Consider the following 14,761-nt stretch of genomic DNA (forward strand, 5'->3'; position numbering starts at 1 on the left):
GCGAAAATGCGGGCTCGCCTGCAGCGGCTCGAGCACGTGCCCGCCGCTACTCCGTGCCCAGTTCCATTGCCGCGTCGATCTCTGCCTTGCGGGTGGCGAGTTCGGTGGCGGCTCGGGCTTTGTCGTATTGGTCGGCGATTTCCTCGTCCTGGCGCATCAGGGCCAGGAGGTCGGACTTGGCGTGGTCAAGGACGCCCATGGACTCGTAGGCGGAGCGGACGCCGTCGCCCCACAGGCCGATGTCGCGGACCACCGGCACGATGCGGCTGAACAGGTGGGAGCGGTAGAGGTGGAACATCTCCGACGACTCGACGCACTCCATGCACTCGTCGACCGGCATGTCCAGCGTCTCGAACACCTCGCGGCCGGTGAAGCGGTCGCGCATCAGCAGGCTGCCCTCGATCACGAACTCCTCGCGCTCGGCCCGCTCCCGGTCGGTCAGTTCGCGGTAGTAGTCCTTGAGCGCGAGGCGGCCGAACGCCACGTGTCGGGCCTCGTCCTGCATCACGTAGGCGAGGAGGTGCTTGACCAGCGGCGCGGTGGCCAGGTCCCGGTACAGGCCGAAGGCCGCGAGCGCGAGGCCCTCGATCAGTACCTGCATGCCGAGGTAGGGCAGGTCCCAGCGGCTGTCCTCCAGCGACTCGGCCAGCAGCTTGGCCAGGTCCTGGTTGACCGGGTAGTACATGCCGATCTTCTCGTGCACGAAGCGGCCGAACAGCTCCACGTGCCGCGCCTCGTCCATGGTCTGCGTCGCGGCGTAGAACTTGGAGTCCATGTCCGGCACCGACTGCACGATCCGGGCGGAGACGGTCAGCGCGCCCTGCTCTCCGTGCAGGAACTGGCTGAACAGCCAGGAGCCCTGGTGGCGGTCCACCTCGTCGCGGTCGCGCTGCGACATCCGGCCCCACAGGTCGGAGCCGTGCAGCGGGTTGAACTCGTCGGGCAGGCCGGCCACGTTGATCGGGTCGATCTCCAGGTCCCAGTCGATCCGGTCCCGGGCGTCCCACTGCTTGTCCTTGCCCTTTTGGTACAGCGCGAGCAGCCGCTCCCGACCTCCGTCGTATTCCCAGGAGAAGCGGGCGGACCCGGCCATCGGCACGTTCCAGGTGTCGGCGGACACCGGGGTGGAGTAGAGCGGGAACGACGTCACGACAGTCCCTTCGTGGTCGGATCGGTGGTCGGATCGGTCGGGTCCACGGTCAGATCAACCCCTCCGCCGCCAGGGGGTTCCTGGTCAGGGCCCGTTCGACGCCCAGCCACATCGCGCCCGCCATCTCCAGAATCTTGGGCTGGCCCATCAGGTGCTGACTGATCGTGGTGAGGTCGCGCAGGTGGCGCTCGATCGGGCAACCACGGTAGATCGAGGCGCTGCCGACCGCGTCGGACAACACGCCGGCGGCGTCGCGGCAGGTCCGGATGGTGTGCATGTAGCCGCCGACCAGGGCCGCGCGCAGCCGCAACGACGGTTCGGCGCCCTGCTCCAGCGCCGACCACAACTCGCCCAGCACGTCGTACAGATGGCTGCGCGCCGCGCCGACCATCGCGTGCGCCTGGGCGACGCCGGTCCGGACCCGGGGGTCCTCCCGGGCCGGGCGCATCTCGGGCACCGCGATCTTGTCCGCCAGCAGGTCCTCGGCCGCTTCCAGCGCCGCCCGGGCGATGCCGAGCGGCACGCCGGGGAGGTTGGCGAAGAACATGCCCGGCCAGGCGTACAGGACCCCCTCGCGGCGGCGTTCGCGCAGGTCGCGGAAGCGGAAGGTCTGCTCGGCCGGGACGAATACGTCGTCGATCCGGTAGTCGTGGCTGCCGCTGCCCGCCAGGCCGGTGGTGTACCAGGTGTCCAGGATCTCGAACCGCTCGGCGCGCAGGAGGGCGACCCGGGTCTCGGGCCGGCCGTCGTCGGTGTGCGCGGGGGCGCCGTCCTCGTACACGATCGCGCCGCCGATGATCACGTCGGCGTGGGTGCAGCCGCTGCCGAACTGCCAGCGGCCGGTCAGGCGATAGCCGCCCTCGACGCGGTGGAGCCGACCCGCCGGCACGATCCAGCCCGCGGTGACCGCATCCAGGTCGGGGTAGAGCTTGCGGCCCACGGCGTCGTCCAGCGCGGAGCTGTAGTAGCCGCCGTCCGAGCCGATCATGGCGCACCACCCGGCCGCCCCGTCGGCCGCGGACAACTCCTCCACGATCCGGGTCTGGGTACGGATGTCCACCTCGGGCCCGCCCCACGCCCGGGGCATCGGCATGCGGAACACCCCGGTCGAGCGCAGCGCGTCGACGGCCCGGGGGGTCAGCCGGCGACCCCGCTCGTTCGCGTCGGCCTCCTCGCGCAGCACCGGGGCCACGGCCCGGGCGTTGGCCAGGATCGCGGCACCGTCGACGGGCCTGCCGCAGACGGGCCTGCCGCCACCGGGCCTGCCGTCGACGGAGCCGCCGTCGACGCCGGTCGGGTCAATCGTGCGGGACATGATCGATACCCCTTCTCAGGCCGGCGTCGCTTCGATCACCCGGAAGTCGAAGCGGGGGAGTGCGGTGATCCGGGTCGTCGCGAAGCCCGTCGCGTGCAACAGGCGCCGAAACTCCTCCTCGGTACGCTCGCGGCCGCCGGTGGCGACCAGCATGTGCAGGTCCAGCAGGAGTGCGGCGGCCTCGGACCGGCTGCCGGGGGTGACCGTCTCGGGCAGCGCGCGCTCCAGCAGGAACAGCCGGCCCGCCGGGGGGATCACCGCGCGGATGTTGCGCAGGATGGCGCCTGCTTCCTTGTCGTCCCAGTCGTGCAGGATCTGCTTGAGCAGATAGGCGTCGCAGCCCGAGGGCACCGCGGCGAAGAAGTCCCCGCTCACCACCCGCGCCCGGGCCGCCACCCCGGCGGCGGCGAGTGTGTCGGCGGTGGCGGCCAGACCGGTGGGCACGTCGAACACCACACCCTCGACCTCGGGATGGGCCCGCAACACGTGCGCGAGGAGGGTGCCGTCGCCGCCGCCGAGGTCGACCACGGTACGAAACCGCCCCAGGTCGGCGGCGGCGAGCGCCTCGGGCGCCACGTCGCGGGTGTGCTCGGCCATGGCCAGGTTGAACGTCTCGGCGGCGTCGGGATGGGCCGCGTAGTACTCGGTCCACCCCATGCCGTGGGCCAGCTCCCACGGCGGCTCGCCGGTACGCACCCCCGCGACCAACTCGCCCCAGCTCCGCCAGACTTCGGGCCCGCACATCATCCGCATCAAGCCGCGGATCGAGTCCGGCGCGTCGGTGCGCAGCGGTTGTCCCAGCTCGGCCAGCTCGAAGCGGTCCGCGCCGACCGGGGTCAGCACCCCCATCCCGGCCAAGGCCAGCAACAGGCGGTGCAGGGACGGCCCGTGCGCACCGATCCGTTCGGCCAACTCGGCGCTGCTCCGCGGCCCTCCGGCGAGCAGGTCGGGGATGCCCAACTCGGCCGCCGCGTGGACCGCCTTGCCGGCCAGCACCTGCACGATCATCGCGGAGAGCCGGGCCGAGGGCGGCGGTTTTCGCCCGTCCCCGCCCACGGCGTCAGCCGCGGAGCGCATCGGTCGGACACAACGTCGATTCGGCCACGTCGGCGGCGATTTGCTTCATGGTGACCTTTCGATGGAAATAGTGGTAGCTCCGGGAGACCGCGTAATCGACGTGTTCTTTCCGGTCGGTCATGAAGTAGGTCACGTAGTCGCAGATGGCCTCGTCGCCCAGAAGATGCAGGGGCGCGTGACGCACCGGAATCGTCCCGAAGTCCACGAACATGGGCAGGATCTCGTGCCGAATCAGCCCGGCGACGTAGTCGAAGCCCTTGGCGTGCGAGAGCAGCGCACAGTTGCGCATGATGATGCCGAGCAGGAGGTCGCCCTTGAAGGAATGTTCGATCGCGACATTGTTGACCTCGATGATCCGCCGGCCTGCGGCTCCCGGTATCACCTCGTGATAGATCGAATCGGGCGCGGCCGGGGTCAACCTGAAGATGGCCGCCATTCGGCCGTCGAAGGTGACCTTGTAACAACTCGACGCCACTCCGGGGAGGAACTTCTCGCGATAGATGCCGAGCGGCCTGAGCGCTTTCTCCAGGAAGTCGCGGTATTCTTCGCGTTCCTGGGTCTCGGTGATCATGCACGTCTGGTACTTGCGCACCTCGGCCAGGACGGATTCGTCCTTCGGCGCGGCCACGAACGCCACCGGTGAGGTCGCCATCGCGTGGTCGGTCGGAATACCGTCGTCCTCGGGCCGCAGCTCTTCCCGTACGCTCCTCATCCCGTCGGATCCTCGACTCTAGGACGGGATGGGAGTGGTCAGCACATCGTCGAACATCCGACTGTAGTAATGGATCGTCATCCTCCTGCCCTGGATGACGTCGGCCATGTCGGATTCCTTCACCAACAACTCGTTGACGGCGCGCTTCACGTCCTCGATGTGCTTGGCGTCGAACCCGCCGTGGCTCTTGATGAATGTCACCTGGTTGCGTTCGAGGCCGTACTGGTCCCGGAGCACCTGCGCCATGACCTTGCCCAGTTCCGCGCCGAGGCCCTCGGTCAGACTGGCCACGCCGAGGATGCCCACGGGGTTGCCGTAGGTGGCCATGTAGTAGTTCTGCGAGACCAGTCCCCAGGACCCGGGCTTCGGCGGCACGGCGAGCACCCGTGCCACGTCCTCACCCAGGTTCCGCAGGTCGTTCATACAGAATTGGTCGTGATTGTTCTCTTCCTGGACCTGCTCGAAGAACCAGTCGCGCAGACCCCGGTAGTCGTCGCCGAGCCGCGCGCCGGCCAGCGACAACATCCGCGAGGTGTGTCGCACCATGTGGTACGTCTCGCGCAGGTAGCTCACGTAATGCTCGCGTTTCATCGCGCCCCCGAGTACGAGCTCGATCAGCCCGTTCTTTTCGATCGAGGCCTTGTAGTCCTCTTCCGTCGCGGCGAGCAGGTCGTCGAAGTTGCTCATGATCGGTGCTCCATTCGTTCCGGCGGGCTGACGGACGGTGGTGGCGACAATCCGGCCGAGGCGGGGTTCGACCGCGGTGCGAGAGCGATGACGAAAAGCGGAACCGGGAGCGGGAACCGAGAGCGGAAACGGAAACGGGAAAGGAAGCGGGAACGGGAAAGGAAGCGGGAAAGGAGCGGAAGCGAGAGCCGGGTCGGCAGCGCGAACGGCGGCCGGGCGACCCGGCGATCAACGGGTTTTCGGCGGCGGCTTCGGGAACGGGAGCAGCCGGTAGGTGCCGATCGCCCGGGCCAGGATCCGGCCCTCGGTATCGGTCAACCTGGCCTCCAGAAAGGCGGAGCTGTTGCCCCGCGACGTGATGTGCCCCGTACCCAGGAGCCGACCCACGGAAATCGGTTTCACGAAGTCGGTGGACAGGGAGACGGTAACCGGCATGAACTCCGCGTCGGTGAGACCGACGATGGCCGAACCCATGCACTCGTCGAGCATGGCGACAATGAACCCGCCGTGCACGTTGCCGGCCGGGTTGGTGAACTCGGGCAGGGCGGTGAAGGAAAGGTGGATCGAATCCGATTTCTTGTCGAGTTCGAGCAGCGTCCAGTCGACGAGAGCGGCCACCTGCGGCAGATCCCCCAGGCGGTCGAAAACCGTCTCTTCGACGTTCGTATTCGGCACCGGCGATTCTTCTTTCCTCGATTTTGCCGGACATTTCGCGGCTCGACTCGAGCGGCTCGCCCATGCGTCCGACCTCCGAACATTCGGCCGCGCTTGTCAGCATGGTGAGGTCGGAGGGCGAATGTCAACCACTCCGACAAGATCATGCGAGAGCGACGGGCGATTAGCACCCGACCGGGTGAAGGCAAATGGATCGGTGGCCAAGATCGCGAATGGAGATCAAATATCGGCCGCCGGACCAGCGAATCGTGGGCCGTCGATCCGGCCGATTCCCGCGAGTTCGCGCCCCGCATACGGGCGCCCGCGTACGGCTCCCGACCCCGAACGCGACTCGGCCGCCCCGCGCGATGCGGGACGGCCGAGGACGTGTGTCCGCGCCGGGAACGCGCGGGGTCGAACGGGTCGGGGCTCAGGCGGCCTTGTCGTCGCCGAACAGGCCGCCGCCGAAGGACTTCAGCAGGCCGTTCAGGTCGATCGTCTCACCGGCCGGGGGCGCCTTGGGCGAGACGCCGCCGGAGAGCTTGGAGTACTTGAGGTCGATGGTCACCTCGTTGGTGCCGTCGCCCTTGTCGTCGGCGGTCACCCGCACCGGGAACGGCGTGCCGTTGGCCGCCACGTAGATCGTGGAGACGGTGCCGTCCTCGTCCTTCGAGATCAGCGGGATCGTCTTGACCCCGTTGATGTCGGTGATCGGGCCCTTGGTCAGCTTCGGCTTGTCGGTCGGGTCGGACGAGTCGGAATCCGAGTCGGAGTCCGAGCCGAAGAGGTTGTCGAGCGACGGAGTGCCGCCGCCCTTCAGCAGATCCTGGCCGAACTTGCTCGCGTCGGTGTCGCCGAACTTGACATATTTGCCCTCGACCAGCTTGGCGGCCTCGGTGAACATCGTGTCGAATCGGTCCCCCGACTGCTTGTCACCGCGGGAGGAGGAACCGGACTTGCCGGACGGGGATGCCGCCTCGGCCCGCTTGCCCAGGTCGACGACGGTCTGGATGGTGCCGGGCGCGAGCCGGACGTAGAACGCCTTGTCGACCGCGATCAGGTCGAGCGCCTTGCCCTGGACGGTCACCTTGCCCTCGGCCCGGTTCTCGGTGCCGATGCGCAGGTCCACGCCGACCGGCGCGTCGTAGACCTTCCCCGTTCCCTCGATGTGCAGGTTCGTGAGGTCCTTGTAACCGTTCTCGGCCTGCTTGGACAACGCCTCCACGCTCAGGCCCTCGTTCGAAGGACCCTTCGGGTCGAGCGCGTTGCCGCCGGCGGCAACGGACTCGAAGGGGTCTTTCGAGGACGACTCGCCACAACCGGCGGCGAGCAGGACCAGCGGAACGGTCAGGGCCGCGGCGGATATCCGGATCGGACGCACAGTTGAACTCCCGGTCGAGGAACGATCGATGGCATTCCGAAGGATGCCTACCCGCATGGTAGGCAGCTTTGTCCACTCGATTGCGCCACGGGTGGCGCGTCGGGTCGAACGACCCGAGCCACACCCCTCCCCTGCGGGAGTCGCCCACCCCGCGACGCGACAATGGGGGCATGGACGCGGAGCGCAGCAATAGGGGAGAACGACGTCCGTGGCTCGTCGGTGTGTCGGGGGCCTCGGGTACGCCGTACGCCGCCGCGGTGCTGCGCGCGCTGCTGGACGCCGGGGAGGCGGTGGACCTCGTGGTCAGCCGGGCCGCCCGGCTGACCCTGCTCGACGAGACCGGCATCGCGTTCCGGGACGCGCACTGGCGCGACGACCTCACCGCGTGGACCGGGCTCGACGAAGCCGCGCTCGACCGGGTCCGCTACTGGTCGGCAGGCGACCTGGGCGCGGGGCCGGCGAGCGGTTCGTACCCGGCCAAGGGCATGGTCGTGGTCCCGGCCAGCACCGCCTCGGTCGCGGGCATCGCCATCGGCCTGTCCAAGGACCTGCTCCAGCGCGCCGCCGACGTCACGCTCAAGGAGCGCCGTCCACTCGTGGTGGTGCCGCGCGAGACACCGCTCACCGGCACCACGCTGCGCCACCTGGTCCGCCTCGACGACGCCGGCGCGGTGATCCTGCCGGCCTCGCCGGCCTTCTACGCGGGTGCGCGGGACGTACAGCGCCTGGTCGACTTCGTCGCGGGCAAGGTGCTGGACGTGCTCGGCGTCCACCACGACCTGTACCGGCGCTGGGACGGCGAACTCGGCGGCGCCCGACGCGAGGCGACCGGATGAGCCCGACCCGACGACCGCGGCCGTTCCCGCATCCGCAACCAAAAAGGCCCCCGTGAGAACGGGAGCCTTGGCGGGTCGTGCCGGATCTGCCGAGATGATCAGCGAGCGGTCTTGCGGCGGCCGACCAGGCGCTTCACACGCTTGAGCGTGCTCGACGGCTGGGTGGCTCGTGAGCGTTCCGCGATCTCATGCAGTTCCTGCATATGGGCGCGGGCCATCTCCAGGGTGTACACGGTGTCGTCTCCCAACGAATCGTCATCAGAGGCTTGTGGCTTCTGATGCCTTTGATTCTAAGGGTTAGAATCGAAACCGTCCAATGAATTACAGGCATGACGAGGGTTTGTGCCTGCGTCATGTCGTAGTCCCCTGGCGGACCCCCGGTGGACACCATCGAATACCTGGAGGAAACGGACATGGATGCCGTCGACCGCAAGCTGATCCAGGCGCTGCGCGGCAACGGACGGGCCTCGTACGCCGAGCTGGGCCGGCTGGTGGGCCTGTCCGGACCGAGCGTCACCGATCGCATCAACCGCCTCGAACAGGCCGGCGTGATCACCGGCTACCGCGCCTCCGTCGACCCGGTCTCGCTCGGCCTGGGCGTGACCGCGCTGATCGGGATCCAGCTCTCCGACGCGGCCGACCACGACGACGTCAGCCGCCGACTGCGCGACCTGGACGAGATCGAGGACTGCTGGTTCATCGCCGGCGACGACTCCTTCATGCTCAAGGTCCGGGTCTCGGACATGGAGGGCCTGGAGAACGTGGTCCGGCGCCTGTCCGGCACGCGCGGCGTGGCCCGCACCCGAACCACCGTGGTGCTCTCCACCAAATGGGAGTACCGCGCCGCCGAGCTGCCCGAACCCACCGAATAGCGCACCCCGACCGGCATCCGAGTGCTCGTCGAGGTGCCCTCGTAGGGTGGCGGACATGACGAATCCGGTGACACTCGAAGACCTCCGGGCCGCACAAAAGCGCATCGCGGGCACGGCCGTACGCACCCCCCTGCTGCCGCCCCCGCACGGCGACGTCGACCGGCCGCTGTGGCTCAAGCCGGAGAGCCTGCAGCCGATCGGCGCGTTCAAGATCCGCGGCGCGTACAACGCGATCGCGGCGCTGACCGACGCCGAACGCTCGCGCGGGGTCGTCGCACACTCCAGCGGCAACCACGCGCAGGCGGTGGCCTACGCGGCCCGCCTGTTCGGCGCCAAGGCGGTGATCGTGATGCCGGACACCACCCCGCGCGTCAAGATCGACGCCACCCACGCGCTGGGCGCCGAAGTGGTGATCGTCACCCCGGAGCGGCGCGACACCGCCGCCGTGGAGCTGGCCGAGGAGCACGGCTACGCGTTCGTACCGCCCTACGACGACGCGCGGATCATCGCCGGCCAGGGCACCACCGGCCTGGAGATCACCGAGGACCTGCCCACCGTCGACACCGTGCTCGTCCCGGTCAGCGGCGGCGGCCTGATCTCCGGCATCGCCGCCGCGGTCAAGCTGACCAGCCCGCACACCAAGGTGATCGGCGTCGAGCCCGAACTGGCCGCCGACGCCGCCGAGTCCTTCCGTACCGGCGTGCGCACCACGTGGTCCACCACGCGGACCTACCGCACCATCGCCGACGGCCTGCGCACCACGTCCGTGGGCGTGCTCCCGTTCGTGCACATCCAGGCGTACGTGGACGACATCGTCACCGTCACCGAGGACCAGATCCGCGAGGCGATGCGCTTTCTGGGCCTGCGCGCCCGCCTGGTCGCCGAACCCGCCGGTGCCGTGGCCACCGCTGCCTACCTCTTCCGCCAGGACGTGCTCCCGGCCGGACGCGAACACGTCGCCGTGGTCAGCGGCGGCAACGTCGACCCCGCGCTCTACGCCGAGGTGATGGCCTGAGCGGGCGCGTCCGGTGCCGGGCGTAACCTCGTACAAGCCGCGCAGCGGCGGACAAGAAGACCAAGAGGGAGTACTCACGCATGGACGCGGGCCTGCGCAGGGAGATCGAGGACAAGGTTTTCGCCGGGGAGCGCCTGAGCCGTGAGGACGGCATCGCGCTCTACGCGAGCGACGACCTGGCGTGGCTCGGCGGGCTCGCGCACCACGTGCGGACGGTGAAGAACGCCGACAAGGTGCACTTCAACGTCAACCGCCACCTCAACATGACCAACGTGTGCAACGCGTCGTGCGCCTACTGCTCGTTCCAGCGCAAGCCGGGCGAGAAGGACGCGTACACGATGCGCATCGAGGAGGCCGTGCGGCTCGCGAAGGAGATGGAGCCGGACGGGATCACCGAACTGCACATCGTCAACGGCCTGCACCCGACCCTGCCGTGGCGCTACTACCCGAGGTCGCTCAGCGCGCTCAAGGAGGTGCTGCCGAACGTCGCGCTCAAGGCGTTCACCGCGACCGAGATCCACTGGTTCGAGAAGATCTCCGGCCTGTCCGCCTCGGACATCCTCGACGAGTTGATGGACGCGGGCCTGGAGTCGCTGACCGGCGGCGGCGCGGAGATCTTCGACTGGGAGGTCCGGCAGCACATCGTCGACCACGACACCCACTGGGAGGACTGGTCGCGGATCCACCGGCTCGCCCATTCGAAGGGCCTCAAGACCCCCAGCACGATGCTCTACGGCCACATCGAGGAGCCGAGGCACCGGGTCGACCACGTGATCCGGCTGCGCGAACTCCAGGACGAGACCGGCGGCTTCCAGGTCTTCATCCCGCTGCGCTACCAGCACGACTTCCACGACAGCAGGGACGGCATCGTCCGCAACCGGCTCCAGGCCCGGACCACGATGGCCACCGGCGCCGAGGCGCTGAAGGTGTTCGCGGTCTCGCGGCTGATGTTCGACAACGTCCCGCACGTGAAGTGCTTCTGGGTGATGCACGGCCTGGCCACCGCGCAACTCGCGCTCAACCACGGCGCGGACGACCTCGACGGCTCGGTGGTGGAGTACAAGATCACCCACGACGCCGACGACTTCGGCACGCCGAACAAGATGACCCGCGACGACCTGCTCGAACTGATCCGGGACGCGGGCTTTCGCCCGGTGGAGCGCAACACGCGCTACGAGACGCTGCGCGAGTACGAGGGTCCGGACCCGGCCCGGCGCGACACGCCGCAGCCGATGAAGCTCTGAACCGACGCGGCCCCGGCCGATCGGCGACGGGGGAGCGGGGCGGTGCGGGACGGCGTGCGCGCGGACGCGGCGGCGTTCCCGCGCCGGTTCGGCCCCCTCGCCGAGGCCGCGCTGCCGGTGGGGCCGCCGCCATATGCGCCGGCGGCCGGGCGGGACGGGTTGCGACTGGGGTTCACGCACGAGGTCTCGGCCGGTGACCTCGGTCCGGGGCGGGTGGCGCCGATCGGCTCGGGGAACATCCCCGACGTGCTCGACTCCCACGCGCCGTCCCGGCGCCTTCTCCGCGACGTCGGATTGGTCGACGCGCCGCCGGTGCGGCTCGGCGGCGTGGGTGCGGACGTCGACCTGCTCGTGGACGCCGACGACGGCCGGGTGCACGGCTGGTATCGCGACGACGAGGCGGGAGGACTGCTGTATGGCTGACGCGTTGCGGATCGTGATCACCCGGCGCGACGTCGAGGAGTGGTTCGGGTCCGACGAGGTGGTCCGGTACGACCTGCCCGCGATCGCCCACGAGCCCACCCGGCGCTTCCTGGCCGAGGTCGGCCTCCCCCGCCGGGCGGCGCTGATCGGCTTCGCGCCCGACGCCGAGCCCGCCCCCGGCCGGGACGGGCGCATCGTGCTCGGCGCCTACGGCTCGCTGCGCACGGCCGACCAGGCGGTGCTGCTCGACGGCGCGACCGGCCGGGTGTACGCCGAGGAGCGCTATGGCGACCCGGCGCTGATGTCCGTCGACGTGTCCACGCTGGTGCGCAACTGCGCCCTGGCCGAGGCGATCCGCCCCGGCCGCGGTCCGGTGCGCACCGCCGAGGAACTGATCGACCTGCTCGGCGAGACCGAACCCGAGTTGAACCCGGGGCACTCGTTCTGGCACACCTCCTTCGCGCTGTGGCAACTGCGCCGCGCGGCGCTCCCGGGAGAGGGCCTGGCGGTGCGGATCACGCCCGCGATGCTCGACCTGGTCTACGAGAACGAGTTCTCCGGCTACGACGAGCGGCAACTGCCGGCCGCGATCACGCACGAGCCGACCCGACGGTTCCTGCTCGACGTCGGGCTGATCGACGCATGGGCGTATCTGGACATGCGCAGCGACGGCAAGCCGCTGCCGACCCTGGCGGAGCTGGCCGCCGAGCGCCGGGCGGACTGGGACGACGAGCCGGAGCCGCCGGCCGACGCGGAGCACCTGGTGGTGCTCGGCTACGTCAGCGAGGACGGCGATCTGCTCGTGGACGGCCGTACCGGCGTGGTCCGGCGCTGGAACACCGGCGGCGACGAGCCGTTCCTCGACACGCTCGACACCGACCTGTCCACACTCGCCTTCACGATGTGGGTGATCGGCCGGATGCACCGGCAGGGCGAGCGGTTCGGGATCGGCATCCACGACGTGTGGGAGTCGATCGCGGTCGACCTGCTGTCGTCGGTGGACCCGCTCGCCTGGGCCGAGCCGGGCAGCTATTGGGAGGAGATGATCCTCGACGGCATCAACGGGCTGGGTCCCTGACCCGGACGGGCCTCGCGTCGAAAGGATCGCCGATTCGGGGCCGGGATCCGGGTCCGAAACGGGAGATGCTTGACTGGTGGTGGCGGCCCGGGTTCGCGCCCGCGGCCTCTCGTACCGCGTCCGCCAGTGGAACCGAAGGTGACCATGTCGAATCCCGCGCTGCGTTACTCGCTCTACCGGCTCGGCATCTTCGCCGCGCTGTTCGCGGCGGCCATGGGCGTGTTCAGCCTGTTCGACATGGAAGGCGGCGGCAACGTCTTCATCGCGATCGCCATCGCCGCGGGGCTGTCGGCGGTGATCAGCTACCGGTTCCTCAACACGCAGCGCGAGGCCATGTCCGAGGCCCTGTACAACCGGGTGCAGGCGGCCAAGGACCGGATCGCCGAGGACAACCGCGCCGAGGACGAGGCGACGGGCGCGATCTCACCGCGCGCCCGGGAGGCCTCCTAGGTTTTGTCCGGCGGATCTCGGCGGGGCGCCGCGCGTGCGGGACGGGTCGAGCGCGTCGTGCCCTGGGACGTCGGGTAAGCGAGGTGTGGCCGGCGGTGTCCCTCGGTGTCCACCGGTGTCCGTTCCGTAATTCTTTGCGTTTATCGGTTTGCTGTCGCTATCCTCGCCTCATGATCGGTGCAGGCGACACGCAGATGACACACGGTGCGGTGGGTTTCCCGCTCGTGTCACGTCGTCATGTCGACCTGGGCCGTTGCGCCACCGCGCTGTGTTGCGGCTGACCGCTGCCGTGCCCCTGTCGGGCCGACGCCCTCACGCTCGTCGTCCCGACCGCCCGCACGTCGGCCTTTTGCGGCCGTTCTGCGCGAAGTAACGCTTCCTCGTAGTTCTTCCTGCGGGCACTCGGGTGCCTTTTGATGCGCAGGTTCACGGCCGCTCCGTACCGCCACTCTCCGTCCCCCACGGTGCCCGTTCAGGAGCCCTGCCTTGTCATCAGCAGTCGATTCCCTCAAGACATTGAAGCGAACGCCCTTTTGGGCGCAGATAGCCGCCGGCCTCGTGCTCGGTGTGGTCCTCGGCTTCATCGCCAAGGAGTACAGCGTCTCGTGGCTGACCGAGACGCTCGACCAGATCGGCACGATCTTCGTCCAGCTGCTCAAGCTGGCCGTACCGCCGCTGGTGTTCACCGCGATCCTGGTCAGCGTGGTCAACCTGCGCAACGTGAACAACGCGGCCCGGCTCGCCGCCCGCACGCTGATGTGGTTCCTGATCACGTCGCTGATCGCGGTCGCCATCGGCCTGACCATCGGCCTGGTCACCAACCCGGGTGACGGCTTCAAGCTGCCGGCCGACCCGGGCAAGGCGCCGAAGACCAACGGCGACTGGCTCGACTTCCTCACCGGCATCATCCCGACCAACATCGTCACCGCGTTCTCCGAGGTCAAGGTCCTGCAGATCGTGTTCCTCGCGGTCGTGCTCGGTTCCGCGATCCTGTCGGTCGGCGCCAAGGCCGAGCCGCTGGTCAAGGGCGCCGAGCTGGTTCTGGAGATCATCCAGAAGGCGCTGTGGTGGGTCATCAAGCTGTCCCCGCTGGGCACGCTCGGCCTGATCGGCACCTCGGTCGCCACCTACGGCTGGGACCTGATCAAGCCGCTGGGCACGTTCACCGCCGACATCTACATCGGTTGCGCGCTGGTGATGTTCGTGGTCTACCCGCTGCTGCTCTGGCTGGTCGGCAAGGTCAACCCGCTCAACTACTTCAAGGGCGCGTGGCCGGCCATCCAGCTCGCCTTCGTCTCGCGCTCCTCGGTCGGCACCATGCCGGTCACCCAGAAGGTCACCGAGCGCCTGGGCGTGCCGAAGGACTACGCGTCCTTCGCGGTGCCGTTCGGCGCCACCACCAAGATGGACGGTTGCGCCGCGGTCTACCCGGCGATCGCCGCGATCTTCGTGGCCGAGGTCTACGGCGTGAACCTGGGCATCAAGGAATACCTGCTGATCGCGTTCGTCTCGGTGATCGGCTCGGCGGCCACCGCCGGTCTCACCGGCGCGATCATCATGCTGACCCTCACGCTCAGCACGGTGAACCTGCCGCTGGCCGGCGTCGCCCTGCTCCTGGCGATCGACCCGATCCTGGACATGATGCGCACCGCCACGAACGTGGCCGGCCAGGTGGTCGTGCCGATCCTGGTCTCCGCCCGGGAGAAGACGCTCGACCTGGAGATGTACAACAACCCGCGCGACCTGGAAGCCCCCGACGAGCCGGCCAAGCCCCACGTCCCGCTCCAGAAGACGCCGGACCGCGAACCGGTCTCGGTCTGACCCACCCGAACCGACGCCCCCGCTTCCCTCATGCCGAAGGGAGCGG

The 14,761-nt window shown here is 69.1% G+C and carries 16 protein-coding genes; 8 read left to right on the forward strand and 8 right to left on the reverse strand.

Annotated elements, in window-relative coordinates; translation table 11 throughout:
* Window positions 1-46: 46 nt before the first annotated feature.
* From B4N89_RS17695 to B4N89_RS17725, 7 genes are all read right to left on the reverse strand, one after another.
* Window positions 47-1,150, reverse strand: a complete 1,104-nt coding sequence (locus B4N89_RS17695) for a ferritin-like domain-containing protein (RefSeq protein WP_078976788.1) — start codon at window positions 1,148-1,150, stop codon at window positions 47-49.
* 49 nt (window positions 1,151-1,199) lie between these two features.
* Window positions 1,200-2,465, reverse strand: coding sequence for an acyl-CoA dehydrogenase family protein (locus B4N89_RS17700; protein ID WP_078976789.1), 1,266 nt, complete (start codon window positions 2,463-2,465; stop codon window positions 1,200-1,202).
* A 15-nt stretch (window positions 2,466-2,480) separates the two neighbouring features.
* Window positions 2,481-3,542: a methyltransferase gene (locus B4N89_RS17705; protein WP_078976790.1), complete on the reverse strand. Its 1,062-nt coding sequence runs from the start codon at window positions 3,540-3,542 to the stop codon at window positions 2,481-2,483.
* Window positions 3,526-4,254, reverse strand: a complete 729-nt coding sequence (locus B4N89_RS17710; protein ID WP_078976791.1) for a hypothetical protein — start codon at window positions 4,252-4,254, stop codon at window positions 3,526-3,528. The genes B4N89_RS17705 and B4N89_RS17710 overlap by 17 nt, the downstream gene beginning before the upstream one ends.
* Window positions 4,255-4,272: 18 nt before the next feature.
* Window positions 4,273-4,941 carry an iron-containing redox enzyme family protein gene (locus B4N89_RS17715; protein ID WP_078976792.1) on the reverse strand — a complete coding sequence of 223 codons (669 nt, stop codon included), beginning with the start codon at window positions 4,939-4,941 and terminating at the stop codon, window positions 4,273-4,275.
* 228 nt (window positions 4,942-5,169) lie between these two features.
* Complete coding sequence (locus tag B4N89_RS17720) at window positions 5,170-5,616, reverse strand: PaaI family thioesterase (protein WP_078976793.1); 447 nt, start codon at window positions 5,614-5,616, stop codon at window positions 5,170-5,172.
* Window positions 5,617-6,025: 409 nt separating this feature from the next.
* Window positions 6,026-6,976, reverse strand: coding sequence for a hypothetical protein (locus tag B4N89_RS17725; protein WP_078976794.1), 951 nt, complete (start codon window positions 6,974-6,976; stop codon window positions 6,026-6,028).
* A gap of 170 nt (window positions 6,977-7,146) precedes the next feature.
* On the opposite strand from B4N89_RS17725, the gene B4N89_RS17730 reads away from it, so the two are divergent.
* Window positions 7,147-7,812 (forward strand): UbiX family flavin prenyltransferase, encoded by a 666-nt coding sequence (locus tag B4N89_RS17730; RefSeq protein WP_078976795.1) that lies wholly within the window; start codon window positions 7,147-7,149, stop codon window positions 7,810-7,812.
* A 98-nt stretch (window positions 7,813-7,910) separates the two neighbouring features.
* Here the strand turns inward: B4N89_RS17730 and B4N89_RS52640 are convergent, their stop codons facing one another.
* Window positions 7,911-8,045 carry a hypothetical protein gene (locus tag B4N89_RS52640; RefSeq protein ID WP_268812554.1) on the reverse strand — a complete coding sequence of 45 codons (135 nt, stop codon included), beginning with the start codon at window positions 8,043-8,045 and terminating at the stop codon, window positions 7,911-7,913.
* A gap of 180 nt (window positions 8,046-8,225) precedes the next feature.
* Between B4N89_RS52640 and B4N89_RS17735 the strand changes: the two genes are divergently transcribed.
* The 7 genes from B4N89_RS17735 to B4N89_RS17760 all read left to right on the forward strand — a co-directional run bounded on the left by B4N89_RS17735 (window position 8,226) and on the right by B4N89_RS17760 (window position 14,715).
* A complete protein-coding gene (locus B4N89_RS17735) occupies window positions 8,226-8,684 on the forward strand; it encodes an Lrp/AsnC family transcriptional regulator (protein ID WP_026219445.1) in 459 nt (152 codons plus the stop codon).
* Between the two features lie 55 nt (window positions 8,685-8,739).
* Window positions 8,740-9,699: a threonine ammonia-lyase gene (locus B4N89_RS17740; protein ID WP_078976796.1), complete on the forward strand. Its 960-nt coding sequence runs from the start codon at window positions 8,740-8,742 to the stop codon at window positions 9,697-9,699.
* An 80-nt stretch (window positions 9,700-9,779) separates the two neighbouring features.
* The gene (gene mqnE / locus B4N89_RS17745; protein ID WP_078976797.1) at window positions 9,780-10,943 is read left to right on the forward strand and encodes an aminofutalosine synthase MqnE; all 1,164 of its coding nucleotides are present in this window, start codon (window positions 9,780-9,782) and stop codon (window positions 10,941-10,943) included.
* A 42-nt stretch (window positions 10,944-10,985) separates the two neighbouring features.
* On the forward strand, window positions 10,986-11,366 hold the full coding sequence (locus B4N89_RS49825; protein WP_161500747.1) for a hypothetical protein: 381 nt from the start codon (window positions 10,986-10,988) through the stop codon (window positions 11,364-11,366).
* Window positions 11,359-12,444: an SUKH-4 family immunity protein gene (locus B4N89_RS17750; protein ID WP_161500748.1), complete on the forward strand. Its 1,086-nt coding sequence runs from the start codon at window positions 11,359-11,361 to the stop codon at window positions 12,442-12,444. The genes B4N89_RS49825 and B4N89_RS17750 overlap by 8 nt, the downstream gene beginning before the upstream one ends.
* 144 nt (window positions 12,445-12,588) lie before the next feature.
* Window positions 12,589-12,894: a DUF4229 domain-containing protein gene (locus tag B4N89_RS17755; protein WP_235618938.1), complete on the forward strand. Its 306-nt coding sequence runs from the start codon at window positions 12,589-12,591 to the stop codon at window positions 12,892-12,894.
* Between the two features lie 516 nt (window positions 12,895-13,410).
* A complete protein-coding gene (locus B4N89_RS17760; protein WP_101897107.1) occupies window positions 13,411-14,715 on the forward strand; it encodes a dicarboxylate/amino acid:cation symporter in 1,305 nt (434 codons plus the stop codon).
* The last annotated feature ends 46 nt before the right edge of the window (window positions 14,716-14,761 follow it).

It is taken from the genome of Embleya scabrispora, from assembly GCF_002024165.1.
GTDB classification, from domain to species: Bacteria; Actinomycetota; Actinomycetes; order Streptomycetales; family Streptomycetaceae; genus Embleya; species Embleya scabrispora_A.

Bases quoted from the DNA above. Each gene is read 5' to 3' on its own strand.
- B4N89_RS17730 (WP_078976795.1), top strand. From the start codon at position 7,147: ATGGACGCGGAGCGCAGCAATAGGGGAGAACGACGTCCGTGGCTCGTC.
- B4N89_RS17705 (WP_078976790.1), bottom strand. From the start codon at position 3,542: ATGCGCTCCGCGGCTGACGCCGTGGGCGGGGACGGGCGAAAACCGCCG.
- mqnE (WP_078976797.1), top strand. From the start codon at position 9,780: ATGGACGCGGGCCTGCGCAGGGAGATCGAGGACAAGGTTTTCGCCGGG.
- B4N89_RS17735 (WP_026219445.1), top strand. From the start codon at position 8,226: ATGGATGCCGTCGACCGCAAGCTGATCCAGGCGCTGCGCGGCAACGGA.
- B4N89_RS17715 (WP_078976792.1), bottom strand. From the start codon at position 4,941: ATGAGCAACTTCGACGACCTGCTCGCCGCGACGGAAGAGGACTACAAG.
- B4N89_RS17740 (WP_078976796.1), top strand. From the start codon at position 8,740: ATGACGAATCCGGTGACACTCGAAGACCTCCGGGCCGCACAAAAGCGC.
- B4N89_RS17755 (WP_235618938.1), top strand. From the start codon at position 12,589: ATGTCGAATCCCGCGCTGCGTTACTCGCTCTACCGGCTCGGCATCTTC.
- B4N89_RS17700 (WP_078976789.1), bottom strand. From the start codon at position 2,465: ATGTCCCGCACGATTGACCCGACCGGCGTCGACGGCGGCTCCGTCGAC.
- B4N89_RS17750 (WP_161500748.1), top strand. From the start codon at position 11,359: ATGGCTGACGCGTTGCGGATCGTGATCACCCGGCGCGACGTCGAGGAG.
- B4N89_RS17710 (WP_078976791.1), bottom strand. From the start codon at position 4,254: ATGAGGAGCGTACGGGAAGAGCTGCGGCCCGAGGACGACGGTATTCCG.